This window comes from Pseudomonas sp. TWR1-1-4 (assembly GCF_049897165.1).
Classification (GTDB): Bacteria; Pseudomonadota; Gammaproteobacteria; order Pseudomonadales; family Pseudomonadaceae; genus Aquipseudomonas; species Aquipseudomonas canadensis.
On sequence record NZ_JAFCVS010000002.1, the window covers coordinates 617893 to 639289 of the forward strand.

The following is a 21397-nucleotide window of genomic DNA, read 5'->3' on the forward strand; positions in this document are numbered from 1 at the left end:
AGGTGCCGAGTGTTGGGGCAAGAGCATTTTGCTTACTTTTGCGCTGTTCAAAAGTGAGCCGCCGTAAGGGCGGAACCCTAAGCCGCCGCTACCCAAATAACGGATATGTACACCGAACAAACGCCATCGCAGGCAAGCCAGCTCCCACAGTTGGAACGATATACACCCAGTAAATATCAGCGCCCATGACCCCAAGCTCGACAAGCACCACATCTATACCCGATTATTCAACTCCGCCCGCCGTCCGTGCCTTGAATCAGGAGCCCTGTACCTTGAGTTCGCAGAAAACCGTGACCGTCACCCCGCCCAACGTCCCCCTCAATGGCAAGGTCGCGCCCCCCGGCTCCAAATCCATTACCAACCGCGCCCTCCTGCTCGCCGCACTGGCCAAAGGCACCAGCCGCCTCAGCGGCGCACTCAAGAGCGACGACACCCGCCACATGTCCGTAGCCCTGCGCCAAATGGGCGTGACCATCGACGAACCCGACGACACCACCTTCGTCGTCACCGGCCAAGGCAAACTGCAACTGCCGCCACAGCCACTGTTCCTCGGCAACGCCGGCACCGCCATGCGCTTCCTCACTGCCGCCGTGGCCACCGTGGAAGGCATCGTGGTGCTGGACGGCGACGACTACATGCAAAAACGCCCGATCGGCCCGCTGCTGGCAACCCTCGGCCAGAACGGCATCCAGGTCGACAGCCCCACCGGTTGCCCACCCGTCACCGTGCACGGCGTCGGCAAGATCAAAGCCAAGCGTTTCGAGATCGACGGCGGCCTTTCCAGCCAGTACGTGTCAGCCTTGCTGATGCTCGCGGCCTGTGGCGAAGCGCCGATTGAAGTGGCGCTGACCGGCAAGGACATCGGTGCCCGTGGCTACGTGGACCTGACCCTGGACTGCATGCGCGCCTTCGGTGCCAAAGTCGAAGCAGTCGACGATACCACCTGGCGCGTGGCCCCGACCGGCTACACCGCCCACGACTACCTGATCGAACCTGACGCCTCTGCCGCCACCTACCTGTGGGCCGCTGAAGTGTTGACCGGTGGCCGCATCGACATCGGCGTGGCCGCGCAGGATTTCACCCAGCCGGACGCCAAGGCCCAGGCCGTGATCGCGCAGTTCCCGAACATGCAGGCCACGGTGGTCGGTTCGCAAATGCAAGACGCCATCCCCACCCTGGCAGTGCTCGCGGCGTTCAACAACACACCTGTGCGTTTCACTGAACTGGCCAACCTGCGGGTCAAGGAATGCGACCGCGTACAGGCGCTGCATGACGGCCTCAACGAGATCCGCCCTGGCCTGGCGACCATCGAAGGCGACGACCTGCTGGTAGCCAGCGACCCCGCCCTGGCCGGCACCGCCTGCAACGCGCTGATCGACACCCACGCCGACCACCGCATCGCCATGTGCTTTGCCCTGGCCGGGCTGAAGGTCTCGGGGATTCGCATTCAGGACCCGGACTGCGTCGCCAAGACCTATCCTGATTACTGGAAGGCCCTGGGCAGTCTTGGGGTTCAGTTGAGCTACTGAGGGCTCGGCGTCGGAATGGGGAGGCACTGCACATGACAATCCGCCAACCCTGCCCACCCGGCGCCTGCGTCTGCGACCGCGAAGAGCTGCTGCAAGCACCAGGCGCCGACCTGCGTATCCTTAACCTGACGCGCCAGGAAGAAAAGAAGCTGCTCGACCGCCTTGAACACCTCAAGAGCCTGCAAGACCTGGAACGCATGCAACAGCTGATGTACCAGCAATTGGGCATCCGCGTGCATATCGCGCCGGGTCACACCGAGGTCAAGAGCATGCGTGGCATCCAGATCGTCATCGACGAGCTACCGGGCCTGTGCCGCAAGACTCGCCAATCGATCCCGGCCGCGATCCGTCGAGGCCTGGAGAATCAGCCGGAAATCGCTTACCGCCTGCTCGACGCCCACGATTTGTTTCGCGAAGGTTGAATCAATCGGCGACTGTCTCGGTCTCAAACAGTCCCTCGCCCAAGGCCCGGGCCGTCTCCAGATGCGCCTGCGCCCCGCCGCTTTCCGAATCCAGCAACAGCGCTGACGTGACCACCTGCGCGCCGCAGTAATCGAAGATCCCGTAGTCAATTTGCGTGCGCATGGCCTTGGCGTAGCCGTGCCGATCAAACGCGCCGTCGTCGGCAGCGCCCAGGGCCAGCAGGTGTACCTGCAAGTGGCGCAATTTCTTCACCACCGGCGTATCGGGACCGTAATCGATCGCCCAACCGTTGATGAACACGCGGTCGATCCAGCCTTTGAGCAGGCCCGGCATGGACCACCAGTAGATAGGGAATGCCAGCACCAGCGCATCGGCGCGGTCGATACGGGCTTGTTCAGCCAGTACGTCCGCCGGTGGCGTGGCGCGCATGCGGTGTACCCGATGGTCGGCTGCGTTATAGCGCGGGTCGAACCCTTCGGCGGCGATGTCGGCCATTTCGAAGGTGTGGCCCGACGCAGCAAGGCCGGCGGCGACTTGGGCGGCCACGCTGTGGGTGAGGGATTGCGGGTCGTGGTGAGCAACAACGATGAGTGCGTGCATGACATTGACTCCCTGAGAGGTTACGCTGGGCTTAAGTTACGTTTAGTAAGTTACTTTTGGTATATAAGCATGTCAAGCACAGCGTCCCCCGCTCCTCGTCGTCGCCTGTCTCGCGAAGATCGCCTGCGCCAACTGCTGGACGTAGCGTGGCAACTGGTGCGCGATGAAGGCACCGAAGCCCTCACACTCGGCCGCCTGGCGGAGTTGGCGGGGGTGACCAAACCGGTGGTCTATGACCACTTCGTCACCCGCGCCGGGTTGCTGGCCGCGTTGTATGAAGATTTCGATGCGCGTCAGGACCAGGTCTTTGCCAGCGCCATCGCGGCCAGCAACGCAACCCTTGACGACCGTGCCTGGGTGATCGCCGCGTCCTATGTGGATTGCGTGCTGTTGCAGGGTCGGGAAATCCCAGGGGTGATTGCGGCCCTCAGCAGTTCGCCGGAACTGGAAGCCCTCAAGCGCCAGTACGAGGCGATCTTCCTCGATAAATGCCGTGACGCGCTGTCGCCCTTTGGCCGCATATCCCAGGCGGGACTGCGCGGCATGTTGGGGGCGGCGGAGGCGCTGTCCCAGGCGGCGGCCAGCGGTGAGATCAGCCGCGAAGAGGCGCAGCAGGAGTTATTGGCAACCATTCTGGCGATGGTCAATCGCGGCCGCGATTAAATGATTTTTGACGGATGAGGAATAAACCAGCGCGACGGGTGTTTACCTGAGTACGGCGTGTGCTTCAGCCCCGATTCTGTATAAACACCTGCACCTTGTGCGCCAGTTGATCAAGATGCCGATCCCGCTGTTTCTCGGCATCCACCATGGCGCGCTTGCCATGTTTTTGCAGCAGATAGGTATGAATCTGCCGCACCTCCAATGAGCTGTAGATCGCCGCCACATCCAGCACGCCCATCAAGCCGTCCGTGCCGTAGTCCCGTGTGTTCATCAGCACCTGGGTGCCCCGCGCGCCGCGCACATGAAAACCCATGCCCTCGAACGCCGGCACTTTTTCCACTGAGCACGCCAGCTCCGCATGGGGATATCGGCTCAGCACATCACCCATCATTGCGCGTGCCACACCCTGGCGCCGGTGGCCAACCTGCACGGCCATAAACGCGATACCGCAGGCTTCTGGGTCATCCTTCACCGGCAGGTACAGGCAAAAGCCGATCAGCTTTTCCTCTTCCATCGCCACCACCAATTCGACGGCAATGCCTTTGGCACCGTTCAACGCTTCCAGGTACAGGTGCACCTCAAAGCCAATGGCGTACTGGTAGATGTTGTACAGCAGGTTGCTCGGCGGCAGCGCCACGCTGCTGATGTCGGTGAGGTTGTCCACCACCATCTGCAGGATCTGAGCATTGATGGGCTCGGGGCACGGTGTGGTGTAGCGGGTAAGGCTGAACATGCAAATTCCTGGGTTTAGCGTCAAGGCAGCGGCGATTGTACCTGTTGCAGCCCGCACACCTCACGCAAACATCCGCGCAACCAGCGATGGGCCAGGTCAGCGTCCAGCCTGGGGTGCCAGAGCATCGACACGGTGAAGGTGGGCAACGCCAGCGGCAATGCAAAGCTGCATAAGCCCTCGCGTTGGTGGGCGGTATAGCGTTCCGGCACGCTGGCGATCAGGTCGGTGTCGCGGGCTAGAGCGATGGCTGTGGCAAAACCGGCGACGACGGTATTGATCTGTCGCGTGAGGCCTTGGGCTTCGAGCATGTCGTCGATCTGGCCGCGGTCCTGACCGCGTCGGGAGACGTAGACGTGCCGGCCTGCGGCGTAACGTTCAACGCTGACGTCACCTCGGCTGAGAGGATGGCCACTGCGTACCACACCCACCAAGCGATCGCGAAACAGCGCCTGGGTCAGCACTTCCGGGCTGGCGGTTGGGTCGACCACGCCGGTTTCCAGGTCGACGCGCCCCTCACGCAGCAAGGTGCTGTCCTTGTCGGTTTTGTTGATGAAGCGCAGGCGCACACCGGGCGCGTGCTCAGCGATACGCGCCAGCAATGCCGGGCCGAAATTTTCGACGAACTCTTCGCTGGTGCGCAGGGTGAACGTACGCGCCACCTGGGCCATGTCCAGGGATTGCACGGGACGCAGCACGGCATTGGCCTCTTGCACCAAGCGGCTTACCTGCTCACGCAACGCCACCGCCCTGGGCGTGGGCACCAGGCCGCGACCGGCGCGTACCAGCAAAGGATCGCCGGTGGTCTCGCGCAATCGGGCCAGGGCGCGGCTCATGGCCGAAGGGCTCAGGCGCAGGCGTTTGGCCGCAGCCGCGACACTGCCTTCGGCGAGCAGCACATCCAAGGTGATCAGCAGATTGAGATCGGGCATCCGCGTTCCTTATAAGGCGTTGTATGCATCTATTAACTGAAATCCATGCATCTTCCGCCATGTTAGGCGACGCCGTAGATTTGTGACAGTTGCCATTACTCAAGGATTTGCCATGTCTACCCGTTCACGCGGCAGCCTCATCAGCCTGTGCCTGTCCATGTTGCTGGCCTCGCTGGGCACCAGCATCGCCAATGTCGGCCTGCCCAGCCTGACGCGGGCGTTTGATGCCTCTTTCCACGCGGTGCAGTGGGTGGTGCTGGCTTACCTGTTGGCGATCACGGCGGTGATTGTGAGTGCCGGACGCCTGGGAGACCGGTTCGGGCGGCGGCGATTGTTGCTTGCCGGGTTGCTGCTGTTCGCCGTGGCGTGCGGGTTGTGCGGCTTGGCGCCGTCCCTTGCGTGGCTGGTTGCAGCACGCGTACTGCAAGGCCTCGGCGCAGCCGTGATGATGGCGATGGCCCTCGGCATGGTCGCAGACACTGTTTCCAAGGAGCGTACCGGCCGCGTGATGGGTTTGCTGGGCACGATGTCCGCCGTCGGCACTGCAATGGGCCCCAGTGTTGGCGGTGTGTTACTGAGTATGTGGGGCTGGCGGGCGATTTTCCTGATAGGCATGCCATTGGGAGGGGTGGCCGTCGCCCTTGGCTACCGCTATCTGCCGATTGACCGGCCCCGCGTGGCATCCCGCGATGGCTCAAGTTTCCGGGCATCATTAAAAGATGCGTCGCTGCTCACCGGCCTGGCCATGAGTGCCCTGGTCGCCGCCGTGATCATGGCCACGTTTGTGGTCGGACCGTTCTATCTGTCCCGAGGCCTGGGACTCGATCCCGAATGGATGGGCCTGGCCATGGCGGTCGGGCCCTGTGTCGCGGCCATCAGCGGCGTCCCCGCCGGCAGGCTCACCGACCGCCTTGGCAGCCCGCGCATGACATTGGCCGGCCTGGGCCTGATGGCCTGTGGCGCGCTGCTGTTGTCCTGCACTTCGGGTCTGTTCGCTTACCTGAGCGCATTGGTGATCCTGACCACGGGTTACAGCCTGTTCCAGGCCGCCAACAACACCGCTGTGATGAGCGACGTGGAGGCCGCGCGGCGTGGCACGGTCTCGGGCCTGTTGAACCTGTCACGCAACCTCGGGCTGATTGTCGGCGCCTGGGCGCTGGGCGCGGTGTTCGCCTGGGCCAGCCCGGATGTTACCCGTGCGCTCCCCCAATCCGTGGCCTATGGCATGCATGCAACGTTCGGCGTCGCACTGGCCTTGATCCTGCTGGCATGGGTGATGGCATGGCGCCGATTCAGTGCCTTCAACCCCCTGCAGAACACCCATTGAGGCAAAAAAACAAAAAAGGCGTTGCACCAGACCGGGTTACATCGCGCATCATGGGCACTTTCAAGCTCAAGGGTAACGTCCATGCGCGTTCTGTCATTGATGATGGGTCTTACGACGCTGGCCGCCACTACGGTGTTCTGCGCCAGCGCGATGGCGAATGAAGAAAGTCAGTTGGTACAACAGATCAACCAATACCGCAGCCAGGTGCAACGCTGCGGCGACCAGGGTTCTCAGGAACTGCCGCCATTGGCCAGCGACACCCGGCTGGTGCTGCCGGCCACCAACGTGGGCGACCTGCAGCAGGCGCTGGCGCGGGCCGCGTACCCGATGGTCAATGTGCAGGCCATCAGCCTGTCGGGGCCCAAGGATGCCCAGGCAGCCATGAAGGCGGTGCGCGAAAGTTTCTGCCGCGTGGTGCTGGACCCGCAATTTGTCGATATCGGCGTGAGCAACAGCGGCCAGGACTGGCGCATCGTGCTCGCCCGCCCGCTGCTCACCAGTGGCCTGGGCGATTGGCAGACCGAAGGCAAGCAACTGCTCAACCTGATCAACACCGCGCGCTCACAACCACGCCAGTGCGGCACCCAGGCGTTCACGGCTACCACGCCGTTGTCCTGGAATGACGACCTGGCCGGCGCCGCCAACAGCCACACGCGCAACATGGCCAACGGCAATTTCTTCGATCACCTCGACCACGACGGCCGCACGCCCGGCGACCGCGCTGAACTGGCTGGGTACATTGCGAAGAACATCGGCGAAAACATCGCCGCCGGCCTGGACACACCACGCAAGGTTGTCGACGGTTGGCTCGCCAGTCCGGGCCATTGCGCCAACCTGATGAACCCGCAATTTCGCGAGTTGGGTGCGGCCTATGCCATGGACCCGAAAAGTGATGCGGGGATTTACTGGACGGGGGTTTTTGGCGCCCAGTAGGCCCACCTGCACATCCCCTCAAACGGACAGTGCATCAAATTGCTATCACCGCGATAATCCCGCTGAACTGCCAGCGGGCATTCCGGTCTGTTGCTTGTTGGGCCGTCCCTTCCAGGCAGTGAACAGACCGTGGCAGACAAGGTGTTATCGCAATGATGAATTGGCTGCAAAGCAGCAGCGACATGGCTGAGCAGGTTCGCCAATACGATTGGGCCAGCACACCCCTGGGACCACTGGAGCAGTGGCCGGATGTGCTCAAGACCACCGTGGCGCTGTGTCTTGCGTCGAGCTTCCCACAATCAATCATTTGGGGGCCTCACCTGACCACGTTGTACAACGACGCGTTCATTCCGATCCTTGGCGACAAACCTTTTGCACTCGGTCGTCCATTCAGTGAGGTGTGGCATGAAGTCTGGGCCGACGTGAGTCCCATCGCCAATGCGGCGTTTGAGGGGCATGCCACCTATATCGAAAATTTCCCCCTGCTGATAGAGCGCGGCGCTGGCCTTGAACAAGCCTATTTCACCTTTTGCTACAGCCCCATCCGCGACCCAGATGGCAAGGTTGTCGGGATGCTGGATACCGTCACCGAAACCACCGCCACTGTGTTCCTCAACCGCCGCCTGGCGGTGTTGGACGCCGTGGGCAGTGCCGTGGCCAATGCCACCGACGCCGAAAGCATCATGTCCACCACCACGCGCCTGTTGGCCGAGCACCTGCACGTCTCCAATTGCGCCTATGCCGACATGGACGCCGATGAAGACGGCTTTACCATTCGCGGCAACTGGGCGGCGCCCGGCTCGCCGAGCATCGTCGGGCGCTACAGCCTGGCGTCCTTCGGCGCGCGGGCCGTGCAGCAACTACGTGCCGGAGAACCGCTGGTGGTGCAGGACAACCGCGTCGAATTTCCGCCGGAGGTAGCCGCCAGCTACCAAGCCCTGGGCGCACTGGCGACCGTATGCTTCCCACTGATCAAGGACGGCCGCCTGACCGCGTTGATGGCAGTGCACCACAAGACAGCACGCGTCTGGGCGCCCTACGACCTGGCGCTGGTCGGGGAAGTCACCGAGCGTTCCTGGGCGCATATCGAGCGGGTGCGCGCCGACGCCGCCGTACGCGAGGGCCTGGCGGCGTTCACCGAGCTGAATGCCACCCTGGAACAACGGGTGCACGAGCGCACCCTCGCCCTCACCCAGGCGGAAGCGGCGTTGCACCAGTCCCAGAAGCTGGAAGCCATCGGCCAATTGACCGGCGGCGTGGCCCATGACTTCAACAACTTGCTGACCATCATCCGCTCGTCGGTGGACTTCCTGCGCCAACCGGGCTTGTCCGAGGAGCGGCGCCAACGCTATATGAGCGCCGTTTCCGACACCGTCGAGCGCGCCAGCAAACTCACCAGCCAACTGCTCGCTTTCGCCCGACGCCAGCCACTCAACCCGGAAGTCTTCGATGTAGGTCTGCGGGTCAAGAACATCGGCGAAATGCTCGAAAGCGTCACCGGCGCACGTATCCATGTGCAGGTGCAATTGCCCGAGCGTCCTTGCCACGTACGTGTCGACGCCAGCCAGTTTGAAACCGCGTTGATCAATATCGCCCTGAATGCACGGGACGCCATGGACGGGCAAGGCACCCTCACCTTGCGCGTGGCCACGGTGGACACCATGCCGCGCATCCGTGGCGACGAGGAAAGCCGCCAACCCTTTGTGAGCATCGCCCTGGCCGACACCGGCAGCGGCATTCCCGGCGAGACGCTGGAACGCATTTTCGAACCGTTCTTCACCACCAAGGCCGTCGGCAAAGGCACTGGCCTGGGGTTGTCCCAGGTGTTCGGCTTTGCCAAGCAGTCCGGCGGCAACGTCGATGTGGCGAGCCATCCGGGCCAGGGCACGCAGTTTACCCTGTACCTGCCAGAGGTGGCGGCGCAGGTGATATCACACGAGCAAAGCCTGCAGGACCCCCTGCCGGGCCAGGACATAACGCTGCGCCATATCCTGATCGTGGAAGACAACCTCGAAGTGGGCCGCTTCGCCAACCAGATCCTGCAGGACCTGGGTTACCAGACCACCTGGGCCACCGATGCGGAGCAGGCGCTCGCATTGGCCGGTGCGGACGCCCTGGCGTTCGATGGGATTTTTTCGGATGTGGTGATGCCCGGCATGACGGGCGTAGCGATGGCTAAAGTATTGCGCCAACGGCGCCCGGATTTACCGGTGGTGCTCACCTCCGGCTACAGCGAGGAACTGGCCGAAAGTGGTTATGAAGGGTTCGAGTTCCTGCCCAAGCCCTACTCCGCCGACCAGGTTGCCCGGGCGCTTGCCAAGGCGATGTCCTAAGAGCTGGCTTCTGTGGTGCGCGGGCTTGTCCCGCGCTGGGCTGCGAAGCGGCCCTAAAACCAAACGCCAAGGTGTGTCTGAAAAAAATGCGGTGATCTTGTTGGGGCTGCTTCGCAGCCCAGCGCGGGACAAGCCCGCTCACCACAGAAGCCAGCTCACCACAACCACAGCACAACCAAAACCACAATTCAGCGCCCTACTCGGCCACCGCCACCTGATTACGCCCCTGGGCCTTGGCACGATACAGCGCCTTGTCAGCTGTGTTCATCAAGCCGTGCAGGTCTTGGTCCTGAGTATGGGTGGAGGCCACGCCGAGGCTGGCGCTCAGACCATGCACCGGCTCGGAGGCCAGGCCTGAGATGGCCTTGATCAACTGCTCGGCAATGTCCCGCGCGGTTTCCAGCGACGTATTGGGCAGCAACACCGCAAATTCCTCGCCGCCCAGGCGCCCGTACACGTCGGCCTGGCGGAACGAGGCACTGATCACCCCACCAATCTGGCGTAGCACCTGGTCACCGGCCTGGTGGCCGTAGGTATCGTTGATTTCCTTGAAGTGGTCCATGTCCATCATCAATGCACACAATGGCTGTTGATCGTGACGGCATTGTGCGTACAAGACCTGGGCACGTTCGAAAAAGGCACGACGGTTCATCAGGCCGGTGAGTTCGTCGGTCTGTGCGGTGCGGGTGGAGATGTTGTGGGCCCGCTCCATCTGACGGGTCAGGCGAAAGGCCTTTTCCAAGGCATCCGACAGCTTGCGCGTGGCGCTGACCACAAAGGTGGAGAACACTAGCACCGCAATGGCGATGCCCACTTGCATCGAGGATGGTTGGAACAGCAGCCACACGGTGCACGGCAATAGCACCACAGCCATGGAGGCCAAGGTCATGTAGCGATAAGCCGAGTAACAGGACACGGCGCTGACCGACATGCCCACCGTAAACAGCATCACCAGCACCTGGGACAATCGATCATCGGTGGGCATGACCGCCAACGCACCGATTCCCCAGGTTGCGGCAGACAGCATCAGCGTAACCCAGTAACGGCGCTCCCAACGGTCCGGCGTACGCTCGGCATTGGGACAGCGAAACCACTCCATGAACATCTGGATACGAACCAGGGAAGTCACCGCCAATACCGCCAGCCAGACCAGGATGACCTGATGGTCAAACCGATCCCAGCACAACCAGCACAGCATCACCGCGGCCAGGTAACTGCCGAAAATCGCAGCAAATGACTGCCGGAACAGCTGGTGCAAACGGTCGGTCCGCACCTGCTCCTCTATAAAGCAATCCTGGTCCTGCCCACGCCCAAGGCCATTCATGAGTTTCGCCTGATTCGACTGCCACGACAAAGGCGTCATTGTGGCACCCTGCCAGTAGTGCGGACAACAGAATCCAGCACGCTAGAGCCTTTAAAGCGATTCCGGCCGCAGAATCAGCACGCCCAGTGGCGGCAGATTCAACGACAGTGACACCGGCTGCCCGTGCTTGGGTTCATCCTGGGTAAACACCTCGCCCCCATTACCGTAATTGGAGCCTGCGTACATGTCCGCGTCACTGTTGATCACTTCACTCCAGCGCCCACCAAACGGCACGCCGACGGCGTAACCCTCGCGTGGCACCGGGGTGAAGTTGGCCACCACCAACACCGGCTTGCCGTCCTTGCTCCAGCGCAGCCAGGCGTAGACGCTGTTGATCGCGTCGTCACCGATCAGCCACTGGAAGCCTTGGGGCGCGTCGTCCTGCTCATGCAGGGCCGGCTCCTCGCGGTACAGGCGATTGAGGTCGCCCACCAGCTTCTGCACGCCTTTGTGTTCGGCGTACTGCAGCAGGTACCAATCCAATTGCTGATCATGATTCCACTCGCGCCATTGGCCGAATTCGCAGCCCATGAACAACAGCTTTTTGCCGGGGTGCATCCACATGAACGCCAGGTAAGCGCGCAAGTTGGCGAACTTCTGCCAACGGTCGCCAGGCATCTTGTCGATCAGCGAATGCTTGCCGTGCACCACTTCATCATGGGAGATCGGCAGGATGAAACGTTCGGACCAGGCATACACCAGGCCAAAGCTCAGCTCGTTGTGATGGTGGGCGCGGTACACCGGATCCTGCTGGATGTAATGCAGGGAATCGTGCATCCAGCCCATGTTCCATTTGTAGTTGAAGCCCAGGCCGCCTTGCTGTGTGGGCTGGCTGACGCCGGGCCAGGCGGTGGATTCCTCGGCGATTACCAGGGCACCGGGTGCCTCGATAGCGACCACATCGTTGAGGTGACGCAGGAAGTCGATGGCTTCCAGGTTTTCGCGACCGCCATGGCGATTCGGCACCCATTCGCCGGCTTTACGTGAGTAGTCGCGGTAGAGCATCGAAGCCACGGCGTCCACGCGCAGGCCATCGATATGGAAGTGTTTGAGCCAATGCAACGCCGACGCCAACATGAAGCCATGCACTTCTGTGCGGCCTAGATTGTAGATCAGCGTGTCCCAATCCTGATGGAACCCTTCCAGCGGGTTGGCATATTCGTACAGCGCCGTGCCGTCGAATTGCGCCAGGCCGTGGGTGTCGGTGGGGAAATGCGCCGGCACCCAGTCAAGGATCACGCCGATATCGGCCTGATGCAGGGCGTTGACGAAATAGGCGAAATCCTGCGGCGAACCGAAGCGTGCCGTCGGTGCGAACTGTGACAAGGCCTGGTAGCCCCAGGAGCCGCCGAACGGGTGCTCCATGATCGGCATCAGCTCAATATGGGTGAAGCCCAACTGCTGCACATAGGGAATCAGGCGCTCAGCCAATTCGCGCCAGTTGTACTGGCGTGCCACTTCGCCCGCCTCGTCCAGCTCGACCTGCCAGGAACCCACGTGCAACTCATAGATCGACAGCGGTGCGGTAGTCTTCTGCTTCTCGACTCGCGATTGCATCCATTCGTGGTCCTGCCAGTCCACCTGCAAGGGCTCGGCAACCTTCGAAGCCGTGTCGGGGGGCAGTTGAGTGGCCAACGCCACGGGGTCGGCCTTGAGCGGCAGGATCCCATTGGCGCCGAGTACTTCGTACTTGTAGGCCGCACCCGGCTGCAGACGTGGGATAAAGATCTCCCACACGCCGGAAGGATGGCGCAGGCGCATCGGATGCCGGCGACCGTCCCAGATATTGAAGTCGCCCACCACCGAGACCCGCCGCGCATTCGGTGCCCACACGGCGAAGCGCACACCCTCAACGCCATCGACGCTGGTCACCTGGGCCCCCAGGCAACTGCCGAGATCGCGGTGATTGCCTTCAGCGAACAGGTACAGGTCCATTTCACCGAGCAACAGTTGTTGGAAGCTGTAAGGGTCTTCGGTGATCTGTTCACCGCCGGCCCACTGGATTTTCAACAGGTACGGCTGCCGGGTCTTGAATTGCCCGACAAACAACCCCGGGACCTGGCTCGCGTCCAGGCTGCCGATCGGCTCGCCGCTGTCGCGCGCCAGCACCTGGACGCTCAAGGCCTCCGGCAGGAACGCGCGGATAAACTGGCCGCCGTGCTCATCATCGTGTGGCCCGAGAATCGAGAACGGGTCATGGTGCTCGGCGCGTACCAGCGCTTCGACGTCCTTGGACGCCGGCAATGCAGTCAACTTCGGTTGCAGCGGTTCTTTATTTGTAAAGCTCATGACGTCTCCCCACCGCGTGCAGTTTTCGATATAGGTGCAAGCCCGCTCAACAGTCCGTGCAACCCTTGCAAGGGCACCGGCAACCAAGTCGGGCGGTTTTCCGCTTCGTAGGCCACTTCATACGCAGCCTTCTCCAGGCTGAACAATGTCAGCGCTGCGTCCTGCCCTTTGGCATCCTGCCAGTCATGCGCCAGTGTAGACGTAGCGGACTGATAAGCCTGGATAAAGGCCTGGCGTGCTTCTTTGAGGTAACGGTCAGTCACGCGTTTGCGCGCCTGGTCCGCTTCGGGCGAATGGTCCACCCCTTGTACATTCAAGGCCATGGCTGCCGCGTAGTCGAAGGAGCGCAACACGCCGCTCACATCTTTATACGGGCTGTGCTTGCCGCGTCGTTCATGCAATGGCCTTGCCGGTTCGCCTTCGAAATCGATCAGGTAGGCATCGCCCTTCACCACCAGCACTTGGCCCAGGTGCAAATCACCGTGAACCCGAATACGCAACCCGCCAGCCGTGGCTTTCGCCAAGGCCTGCACATGGCTGGCAATGGCTTTTTTCTGCGCCAGCAATTCACTGACCAGCGCTTGATCCGTGGGGTTCAACTGGCTTTGATGAAGTTTGAGCAGTTGCAACGCGCGGTCCAACTGCGCGCCGACATCTTTCGCCCAGGCCTGGGTGTCCTTGGCCGTGGTGGCTTCGGGCTTGAAGTCCTTGTTGCTGGTTTTCGCGCCGAGCACCAGGTGCATTTCACCCAGGCGTTGGCCGAGCAACCCGGCAAAATCCGCCAGCTCGCCGAGGGCGTTGTAGTGCTGTTCCTGCTCGGAGATGGCTTCGGCCAGTTCGTCGCGGATAGCCCGTTCCAGGTTGTTCTGGGTCCAGCTCCAGGCGTCACCCTGGTTGCTCAGGTAGCCTTGGGCAATCATCAGCAGGTTGTCCTGGCCTTCGGCGTCGTGGCGAATCATCGAGCCCAGTAGCGGCGAGATATTCGGGTAGCCGGCTTCGGTCAGGTAGGCGCTCATTTCCAGTTCCGGGTGCACGCCGGAGGCGACTTTGCGGATCAGCTTGAGCACCAGGCTCTCGCCCACCACCACCGAGCTGTTGGACTGTTCGGCCGACAGGTACCGCACTTCGGACTCATCCGTCAGCTGCAGCTTGGCCAGGTGCGGCGTTGCGGCAAAGCGCAGTTCGCCTTCGTTGGTGTTGAGCACGGTACCCGCCTGCAAACCCTGGATGACGGCGCGGATAAAGTGTTCGAGGCTGAAGGCATCGGTTACCAACCCCACCTGACGCACTCGGCGTACACGGGCCAAGGCCAATTGCTGCGGCAAGGCGCTGGTGAACTGGTCTTCACCGAGGAAGCCGAACGGCAACTGATAACGGCTGACCTGGCCACCGGCCGTCACTTCAAGCTCGCTGAGCAACACTGGATGCTGGGGATCGCCAAAGCGCACACCGTAGGCAATGCGCACACTGTCGATGGCCGTGTCCTTGCCCGCGAACCAGCGGCGCTTGGGCAACCAAGCCGGCAGTGCGGTCTGTTCCAGGGAGGCGCGGCAAGGTTCTTCGAGCAATTCTTCCATGCGCTTTTTCAATACCAGGGTGGTGAAGTCAGGCATGCTCTGGGCCGGTTCCACATGCCAGCTGGGCATCTGGTTTTCCGGCGCCAGCACAAACCAATAAAAGCCGTAAGGCGCCAGGGTCAGCAGGAAATTCAGCTGGCCGATGGGCGGGAAGGCATTACCGCCGAGCATCTCCACCGGCACCATGCCCGCAAACGCCGACAGGTCCAACTCGGCCGCCTGGGCACTGCGCGACACGTTGGCCACGCAGAGGATGATCTCGTTGCGCCCGTCTTCACCGGTGAACTCACGGGTATAGGCCAGGATGCGGCGATTGCTCGGCGAGAGCATTTTCAAGCTGCCACGGCCGAACGCCTTGGATTGTTTGCGCACCGCCAGCATGCGCCGGGTCCAGTTCAGCAACGAATGCGGGTCCTGGGCCTGGGTCTCGACATTCACCGACTGATAGCCGTATTGCGGGTCCATGATCGGCGGTAACACCAGGCTGGCCGGGTCGGCACGGGAGAAGCCGCCGTTGCGGTCGATGGACCATTGCATCGGCGTACGCACGCCATCGCGGTCGCCGAGGTAGATGTTATCGCCCATGCCGATTTCATCGCCGTAATACAGGGTCGGCGTGCCAGGCATCGACAAGAGTAGGCTGTTGAGCAGCTCGACACGCCGGCGATCACGCTCCATCAGCGGCGCCAGACGGCGGCGAATGCCGAGATTGATGCGCGCGCGCCGGTCGGCGGCGTAGTAGTTCCACAGGTAATCGCGTTCTTTGTCGGTGACCATTTCCAGGGTCAGTTCATCGTGATTGCGCAGGAAAATCGCCCATTGGCAGTTGGCGGGAATCTCCGGGGTCTGGCGCAGGATGTCGGTGATCGGGAAGCGATCTTCCTGGGCCAGGGCCATGTACATGCGCGGCATCAGCGGGAAGTGGAAGGCCATGTGACATTCGTCGCCGTCATCGCCCTTCTTGTCACCAAAGTAGAGTTGGGTGTCTTCCGGCCACTGGTTGGCTTCGGCCAGCAGCATGCGGTCGGGGTAATGGGCATCGATTTCGGCGCGGATCTGCTTGAGCACGTCGTGAGTCTCAGGCAGGTTTTCGTTGTTGGTGCCATCACGCTCGATCAGGTACGGGATGGCGTCGAGGCGCAGGCCGTCGATGCCCATGTCCAGCCAGTAACGCATCACCGACAACACAGCTTTCATCACCTGGGGGTTGTCAAAGTTGAGGTCGGGCTGGTGGGAATAGAAGCGGTGCCAGAAGTATTGGCCGGCGACCGGGTCCCAGGTCCAGTTCGACTTCTCGGTGTCGAGGAAGATGATGCGCGTGCCGTCGTATTTCTGGTCGTCATCCGACCACACATAGAAGTCCCGCGCCGCCGAGCCTGGCTTGGCCTTGCGCGCGCGTTGGAACCAGGGGTGCTGGTCGGAGGTGTGGTTGATCACCAATTCGGTGATCACCCGCAGCCCGCGCTTGTGCGCTTCGGCGATGAAGCGCTTGGCGTCGGCCATGGTCCCGTAGTCGCTGTGCACACCACGGTATTCGGCAATGTCATAGCCATCGTCGCGACGTGGCGAGGGGTAGAACGGCAGCAGCCAGATGGTGTTCACGCCCAGGTCGGCGATGTAGTCGAGCTTGGCGATCAGGCCCGGGAAATCACCGATACCGTCGTTATTGGAGTCGAAATAGGATTTGACATGAACCTGGTAGATCACCGCGTCCTTGTACCAGAGCGGGTCTTTGATGAAGGTGGCAGCGTTGGGCTTCTTCGCCATTGGAAACTCCTGGAATATTCGAACGGGAGAAACGCGGTCACTGTAGGAGCCGGCTTGCCGGCGATGGCGTACTTGAGCCATGCAGCGACGCCAGGGGCCTTATCGCCGGCAAGCCGGCTCCTACAGGTCCGGTTTCAAGAAGTGGTAATACGCCAGATCCCAAACGGCATCTGCGGCTCCAGCCGCATCCACTGGCTTTTGCCATACCAGGTCCAGCGATGGCCGTTCATCAAGTCTTCGCCCTGGGTCTGGGCGTCGTCCGGCAGGCCCAACTCCCACAGTGGTAGCTCGAAATGGGCTTCCTGGGCATTGAAGGGATCAAGGTTCACTGCAACCAGAATGAAGTTGCTGCCATCCTCGCTGCGCTTGCCGAAATACAGGATGTTGTCGTTCCAGGCGTTGTAGAGCTTGAGCCCCAGATGCGTCTGCAAGGCCGGGTTCTGCCGACGGATACGGTTGAGCTGGGCGATCTCGGCAATGATGTTGCCGGGCGCGGTGAAGTCCCGTGGACGAATCTCGTATTTCTCCGAGTCCAGGTATTCTTCTTTGCCCGGCACCGGGGCCGCTTCGCAGAGTTCGAAGCCGGAATACATGCCCCACAGGCCTGAACCCATGGTGGCCAGCGCGGCACGGATCAAAAAGCCGGGACGGCCGGATTCGTGCAGGAAGGCCGGGTTGATGTCCGGCGTATTCACGAAGAAATTCGGCCGGTAGCATTCGCGCCACGGCGACTCATTCAACTGCGTCAGGTATTCGCTCAACTCGGCCTTGGTATTGCGCCAGGTGAAATAGGTGTAGCTCTGGGAATAGCCGACCTTGCCCAGGCGCGCCATCATCGCCGGCGTGGTGAATGCTTCGGCAAGGAATATCACCTCGGGGTGCTTGGCGCGCACATCGCTGATCAGCCATTGCCAGAACGGCAGCGGCTTGGTGTGGGGGTTGTCGACGCGAAAGGTCTTCACGCCCTCTTCCACCCAGCCCACGACGATGTCGCGCAGCTCGGTCCACAGGCTTGGGATTGCGTCCGCGGCGTAGAAGTCGACATTGACGATGTCTTGGTACTTCTTCGGCGGGTTCTCCGCGTATTTGATCGTGCCGTCCGGGCGCCAATTGAACCAGCCCGGATGCTCCTTGAGCCATGGATGGTCCTGGGAGCACTGGATGGCGAAGTCCAAGGCGATTTCCAGACCATGCTCGGCGGCCGCCTGGACCAGGCGGCGAAAGTCGTCGCGGCTGCCCAGTTGCGGATGAATCGCCTCATGGCCGCCGTCTTCGCTGCCGATGGCATAGGGGCTGCCCGGATCCTCCGGGCCGGCGGTCAGGGAATTGTTCTTGCCTTTGCGGTGGCTGCGGCCGATGGGGTGAATTGGCGGGAAATACAGCACGTCAAAACCCATGTCATGGATCATCGACAGGCGCGAGTGCACGTCATTAAAGGTGCCGTGGCGCGCGGGATCATCGGTGATCGAGCGCGGGAACAGCTCGTACCAACTGGCAAAGAGCGCCGCTTCGCGCTCCACATCGATGGGGTACACCGTGCTGATGCTCAGATAGGCGCGATGATCGGCCTGGGTCATCAGGTGTGCACTGTCTTCGTGCAGGAACTGCGCAACCTGCTCGGTTTCCAGCAGGCCGGAGAGTTCGTGGTGCAACAGCATCAGACGGTCACGTAGCTCATTGTCACTGCGCTCGGCGGCCTGCAACACCAGGCTGCGGCCTTCCTGCAACTCCAGGCTGACCGGCACGCCGGCCTCATGTTTTTTGCGCAACTCGTAGCAAAAGCTGGCAAAGGTATCGATCCAGGCTTCGATGCAGTATTCGTGAGGGCCTTGCTGGGCCACGGTAAACGCGCCCTCCCAGCCGTTGTTGCCCACGTCGGTCATGACCACGCTGTGCCAGCTTTCGTCCTGCAGCGGGCGCCAGCGGATGAGGACAGCGAGCTTGTCATGGCCGTCGGCGAAGACTTTGCTGGTGACATTGACGCGCTGGCCCACCACGGCTTTTACGGCGAATTCGCCGCCGTCAATCACGGGGGTGGTGCTTTCGATGGCGATCCTGGGCAGCAACAAGGCCTGGGACAACGGTAACAAGGATTCATCTGGAGTCAGTGTTTCAGCAGTCATCGAGCATCTTCCCCTTACGCCCTATGGACGCTCATTGCTTGATCCGAATTCTGATACGACGCTGCTCTCCCTGAGCAAGGCCGTCATAGGTCCGAGCCCGGGCCCGCGATAAAAGTTCAGCTGGATGTACTGCCATTGAGCGGGGAATCAATTCGCCCCGGCGGCTGTCCACCGATAGAGCAAAGCACAAAGGAGGCCACACCGATGAATATCCCGATCCCAGCGGAAACGCCGGACCCGAATATCGACAAACCCACGCTGCCACCGACCCAACCGGAACCGATTCCGGAAAAAGAACCGCCCGAAAATGAGCCGCCACCGGTAGAGGAACCGCCGACGACCATGCCGCCCGTGATTGTCAGTCCTTCTCGAAACGCTTGACGATTTTTGGCATGACGCTGAACACCGCCAATGCCAGCAAGGTACTCAGCACCGCTGTCGATTCCCGGCCCAAACCGGCTGAGACCCCAATCGCAGCGGTCATCCACAAACCGGCAGCGGTGGTCAGGCCTTTGACGTGGCCTTCTTCATCATCCTTGCCCTTGATGATCGTACCGGCGCCCAGAAAGCCGATCCCCGCAATCACCCCCTGCACCACCCGGCTCATGGCATCCGCCTGATTGCCGGACATTTGCGGCACCATCACGAACAATGCAGCGCCCAACGCCACCAGCATATGGGTGCGCACCCCGGCGGCCTTGCCCTTGCTCTCTCGCTCAAAGCCGAGGATGCCGCCCAGGATGGCGGCGATCAGCAGGCGCACGGTGATCTGGGTGAGTTGCTTGGCGTCGCCGATGTCGGCGAACTCGGCTTGCAGGGTTTGCCACACTTCATGCCACCAGGCGTCCATGGATGCTGTCCTTTGTCATTATTGGTAATGGATGGACAGCAGCGACCGCCAGTCAGTTGCCTGGAACCCCCACACATCGCTGGGTCCTAACCTTATATCGCCCACAGATAAGGAGAACGGCATGCCCATTCGTATCGAAAACCAACTGTGCTACTTCACGCTTGATGACAATGGCCAGGAACAGAGCGTGCCAGCGACCCGGGTCAATATTGTTACTGACCTCGACAAGTCGATGTCCTACGTGGAACTGGCCGCCGAACGGATCTATATCACTGAGGCCGAGGCGGACGCCCTGACAGTGGCGGGTGCCCACGATGGGCGTCAGCATGTGAAGGTCGAAGAACCTGGTTCGCTGATTTAATTGATCTGTGTCAGCGCCGTCGAAATAACGCTGCGCCCCTGGCGCCATGGGGTGCAGCACATTGTCGCACTGCTGTTCCCCCGCCCCATCTGATCCGCTTTTTATCGCCGTAGCTGAGTCTGTTATGCAAACAGCGTCACGCGCATAGTTCATCCGCCTGATGGAGGCTGATGAGCGAACGACCATGAGCGAACACATCCCAACCGTGGAAATTTTTGAGCCCACACACCCAAAGAAGGTGAAGGCCAAATCCAGCGACAACCTGATTCATACCCGCAGTTTCACCGGCCTGTTCCGTACCTTGCGCGTGAGCGGTGCAGCCTTCCTGTTCCTGGCGTTTTTCGGCACGGTGTGGCTGAACTGGGACGATCGGCAGGCGGTGCTGTGGGACCTGGCTGAAAGCAAATTCCATATCTTTGGCGCGACTTTCTGGCCGCAGGATTTCATCCTGTTGTCGGCACTGTTGATCATCTGCGCCTTCGGCCTGTTTGCGATCACCGTGTTTGCCGGCCGCGTGTGGTGCGGCTACACCTGCCCGCAAAGCTCGTTTACCTGGCTGTTCATGTGGTGCGAAAAAGTCACCGAAGGCGAACGCAACCAGCGTATCAAGCTGCACGCCGCGCCCTGGAGCCTGAACAAGCTGGCGCGACGCTCGGCCAAGCACACCTTGTGGCTGGGGATCAGCGTGCTGACCGGCCTGACGTTTGTCGGTTATTTCACGCCGATCCGCCCTCTGGCGACCGAACTGCTGACCTGGCAGATGGGCGGCGTCAGCCTGTTCTGGGTACTGTTCTTTACCGGCGCCACCTACATCAACGCCGGTTGGCTGCGCGAAGCGGTGTGCATGCACATGTGCCCGTATGCGCGGTTCCAGAGCGTGATGTTCGACAAAGACACCCTGACCATTTCCTACGACGTGGCGCGCGGCGAAAGCCGTGGCCCGCGCAAACGTGAAGTCAAACCTGCCGACGTCGGCCTGGGCGACTGCATCGACTGCCAGTTGTGCGTGCAGGTCTGCCCCACCGGCATCGACATCCGCGACGGCCTGCAAATGGAGTGCATTGGCTGCGCGGCGTGCATCGACGCCTGCGATTCGATCATGGACAAGATGGGCTACCCGCGTGGCCTGGTGAGCTACACCAGCGAACATCAACTCCAAGGCGGCAAGACGCACCTGCTAAGGCCGCGCCTGATCGGCTACAGTGCCGTGCTGTTGGTGATGATTGCTGCGTTGGTAGTGGCGTTGGTAGAGCGGCCGATGGTGTCGCTGGACGTGACCAAGGACCGTGGCATGTTCCGTGAAAACGCCCAGGGTCTGATCGAGAACATCTACAGCCTCAAGGTGATCAACAAGACCCAGCAGCGCCAGGACTATCGCCTGGAACTGATGGACGCCGACGGCTTCCAGTTGCAAGGCAAGAGCGAGATCAGCCTTGCGCCTGGGGAAATCACCGATGTGCCGGTGTCGGTGGTATTGCTGGCGGATAAACCGGCGAGCAGTTCGCAGACCTTGCGTTTCAAGGTCACGGATGTGGATGAGCCGTGGATCTACAGCGCCGCTGATAGCCGCTTCGTGGCGCCGCTGAACCGCTGAAAT

General features: G+C 61.5%; 17 protein-coding genes. 9 read left to right on the top strand and 8 right to left on the bottom strand.

All coding sequences use genetic code 11. From position 1 onward, the window contains the following. Nucleotides 1–272: 272 nt before the first annotated feature. Together aroA and ACP7C6_RS07635 are read left to right on the top strand one after the other, a co-directional pair. Complete coding sequence (gene aroA / locus ACP7C6_RS07630) at nucleotides 273–1529, top strand: 3-phosphoshikimate 1-carboxyvinyltransferase (RefSeq protein ID WP_311892155.1); 1257 nt, start codon at nucleotides 273–275, stop codon at nucleotides 1527–1529. Nucleotides 1530–1561: 32 nt separating this feature from the next. After that, a complete protein-coding gene (locus ACP7C6_RS07635) occupies nucleotides 1562–1951 on the top strand; it encodes a hypothetical protein (RefSeq protein WP_028615963.1) in 390 nt (129 codons plus the stop codon). Nucleotide 1952: 1 nt separating this feature from the next. Here the strand turns inward: ACP7C6_RS07635 and ACP7C6_RS07640 are convergent, their stop codons facing one another. Then, nucleotides 1953–2552 (bottom strand): NAD(P)H-dependent oxidoreductase, encoded by a 600-nt coding sequence (locus ACP7C6_RS07640; protein ID WP_028615962.1) that lies wholly within the window; start codon nucleotides 2550–2552, stop codon nucleotides 1953–1955. A gap of 69 nt (nucleotides 2553–2621) precedes the next feature. Between ACP7C6_RS07640 and ACP7C6_RS07645 the strand changes: the two genes are divergently transcribed. Further along, nucleotides 2622–3215 (top strand): TetR/AcrR family transcriptional regulator, encoded by a 594-nt coding sequence (locus ACP7C6_RS07645; protein WP_028615961.1) that lies wholly within the window; start codon nucleotides 2622–2624, stop codon nucleotides 3213–3215. A 64-nt stretch (nucleotides 3216–3279) separates the two neighbouring features. On the opposite strand, the gene ACP7C6_RS07650 is transcribed toward ACP7C6_RS07645, so the two are convergent. Beyond that, nucleotides 3280–3948, bottom strand: coding sequence for a GNAT family N-acetyltransferase (locus tag ACP7C6_RS07650; protein ID WP_426108559.1), 669 nt, complete (start codon nucleotides 3946–3948; stop codon nucleotides 3280–3282). 20 nt (nucleotides 3949–3968) lie between these two features. Continuing rightward, nucleotides 3969–4877 (bottom strand): LysR family transcriptional regulator, encoded by a 909-nt coding sequence (locus ACP7C6_RS07655; protein ID WP_068937885.1) that lies wholly within the window; start codon nucleotides 4875–4877, stop codon nucleotides 3969–3971. A 112-nt stretch (nucleotides 4878–4989) separates the two neighbouring features. On the opposite strand from ACP7C6_RS07655, the gene ACP7C6_RS07660 reads away from it, so the two are divergent. The 3 genes from ACP7C6_RS07660 (at nucleotide 4990) to ACP7C6_RS07670 (ending at nucleotide 9470) form a co-directional block, all read left to right on the top strand. After that, nucleotides 4990–6204, top strand: coding sequence for an MFS transporter (locus ACP7C6_RS07660; RefSeq protein ID WP_426108560.1), 1215 nt, complete (start codon nucleotides 4990–4992; stop codon nucleotides 6202–6204). A gap of 81 nt (nucleotides 6205–6285) precedes the next feature. After that, nucleotides 6286–7137, top strand: a complete 852-nt coding sequence (locus ACP7C6_RS07665) for a CAP domain-containing protein (protein ID WP_028615957.1) — start codon at nucleotides 6286–6288, stop codon at nucleotides 7135–7137. A 152-nt stretch (nucleotides 7138–7289) separates the two neighbouring features. After that, nucleotides 7290–9470 (top strand): ATP-binding protein, encoded by a 2181-nt coding sequence (locus ACP7C6_RS07670; protein ID WP_028615956.1) that lies wholly within the window; start codon nucleotides 7290–7292, stop codon nucleotides 9468–9470. Nucleotides 9471–9666: 196 nt separating this feature from the next. Here the strand turns inward: ACP7C6_RS07670 and ACP7C6_RS07675 are convergent, their stop codons facing one another. From ACP7C6_RS07675 to ACP7C6_RS07690, 4 genes are all read right to left on the bottom strand, one after another. Next, nucleotides 9667–10833: a diguanylate cyclase gene (locus ACP7C6_RS07675; protein WP_426108561.1), complete on the bottom strand. Its 1167-nt coding sequence runs from the start codon at nucleotides 10831–10833 to the stop codon at nucleotides 9667–9669. 51 nt (nucleotides 10834–10884) lie between these two features. Then, complete coding sequence (gene glgB, locus ACP7C6_RS07680) at nucleotides 10885–13122, bottom strand: 1,4-alpha-glucan branching protein GlgB (RefSeq protein WP_426108562.1); 2238 nt, start codon at nucleotides 13120–13122, stop codon at nucleotides 10885–10887. Next, entirely contained in the window at nucleotides 13119–16466 is a 3348-nt protein-coding gene (treS, locus tag ACP7C6_RS07685; protein ID WP_068937889.1) for a maltose alpha-D-glucosyltransferase, read from the bottom strand. The genes glgB and treS overlap by 4 nt, the downstream gene beginning before the upstream one ends. 134 nt (nucleotides 16467–16600) lie before the next feature. Next, nucleotides 16601–18589 (bottom strand): alpha-1,4-glucan--maltose-1-phosphate maltosyltransferase, encoded by a 1989-nt coding sequence (locus tag ACP7C6_RS07690; protein ID WP_068937890.1) that lies wholly within the window; start codon nucleotides 18587–18589, stop codon nucleotides 16601–16603. A 204-nt stretch (nucleotides 18590–18793) separates the two neighbouring features. On the opposite strand from ACP7C6_RS07690, the gene ACP7C6_RS07695 reads away from it, so the two are divergent. After that, a complete protein-coding gene (locus ACP7C6_RS07695; RefSeq protein WP_162834919.1) occupies nucleotides 18794–18970 on the top strand; it encodes a hypothetical protein in 177 nt (58 codons plus the stop codon). Here the strand turns inward: ACP7C6_RS07695 and ACP7C6_RS07700 are convergent. Continuing rightward, nucleotides 18948–19439: an MgtC/SapB family protein gene (locus ACP7C6_RS07700; RefSeq protein ID WP_012723945.1), complete on the bottom strand. Its 492-nt coding sequence runs from the start codon at nucleotides 19437–19439 to the stop codon at nucleotides 18948–18950. The genes ACP7C6_RS07695 and ACP7C6_RS07700 overlap by 23 nt on opposite strands. Nucleotides 19440–19560: 121 nt before the next feature. Here ACP7C6_RS07700 and ACP7C6_RS07705 point away from each other — a divergent pair, with 121 nt between their 5' ends. Beyond that, a complete protein-coding gene (locus tag ACP7C6_RS07705; RefSeq protein ID WP_028615951.1) occupies nucleotides 19561–19800 on the top strand; it encodes a DUF3203 family protein in 240 nt (79 codons plus the stop codon). Nucleotides 19801–19984: 184 nt separating this feature from the next. Beyond that, a complete protein-coding gene (gene ccoG / locus ACP7C6_RS07710; RefSeq protein WP_426108563.1) occupies nucleotides 19985–21394 on the top strand; it encodes a cytochrome c oxidase accessory protein CcoG in 1410 nt (469 codons plus the stop codon). Nucleotides 21395–21397: the final 3 nt, after the last annotated feature.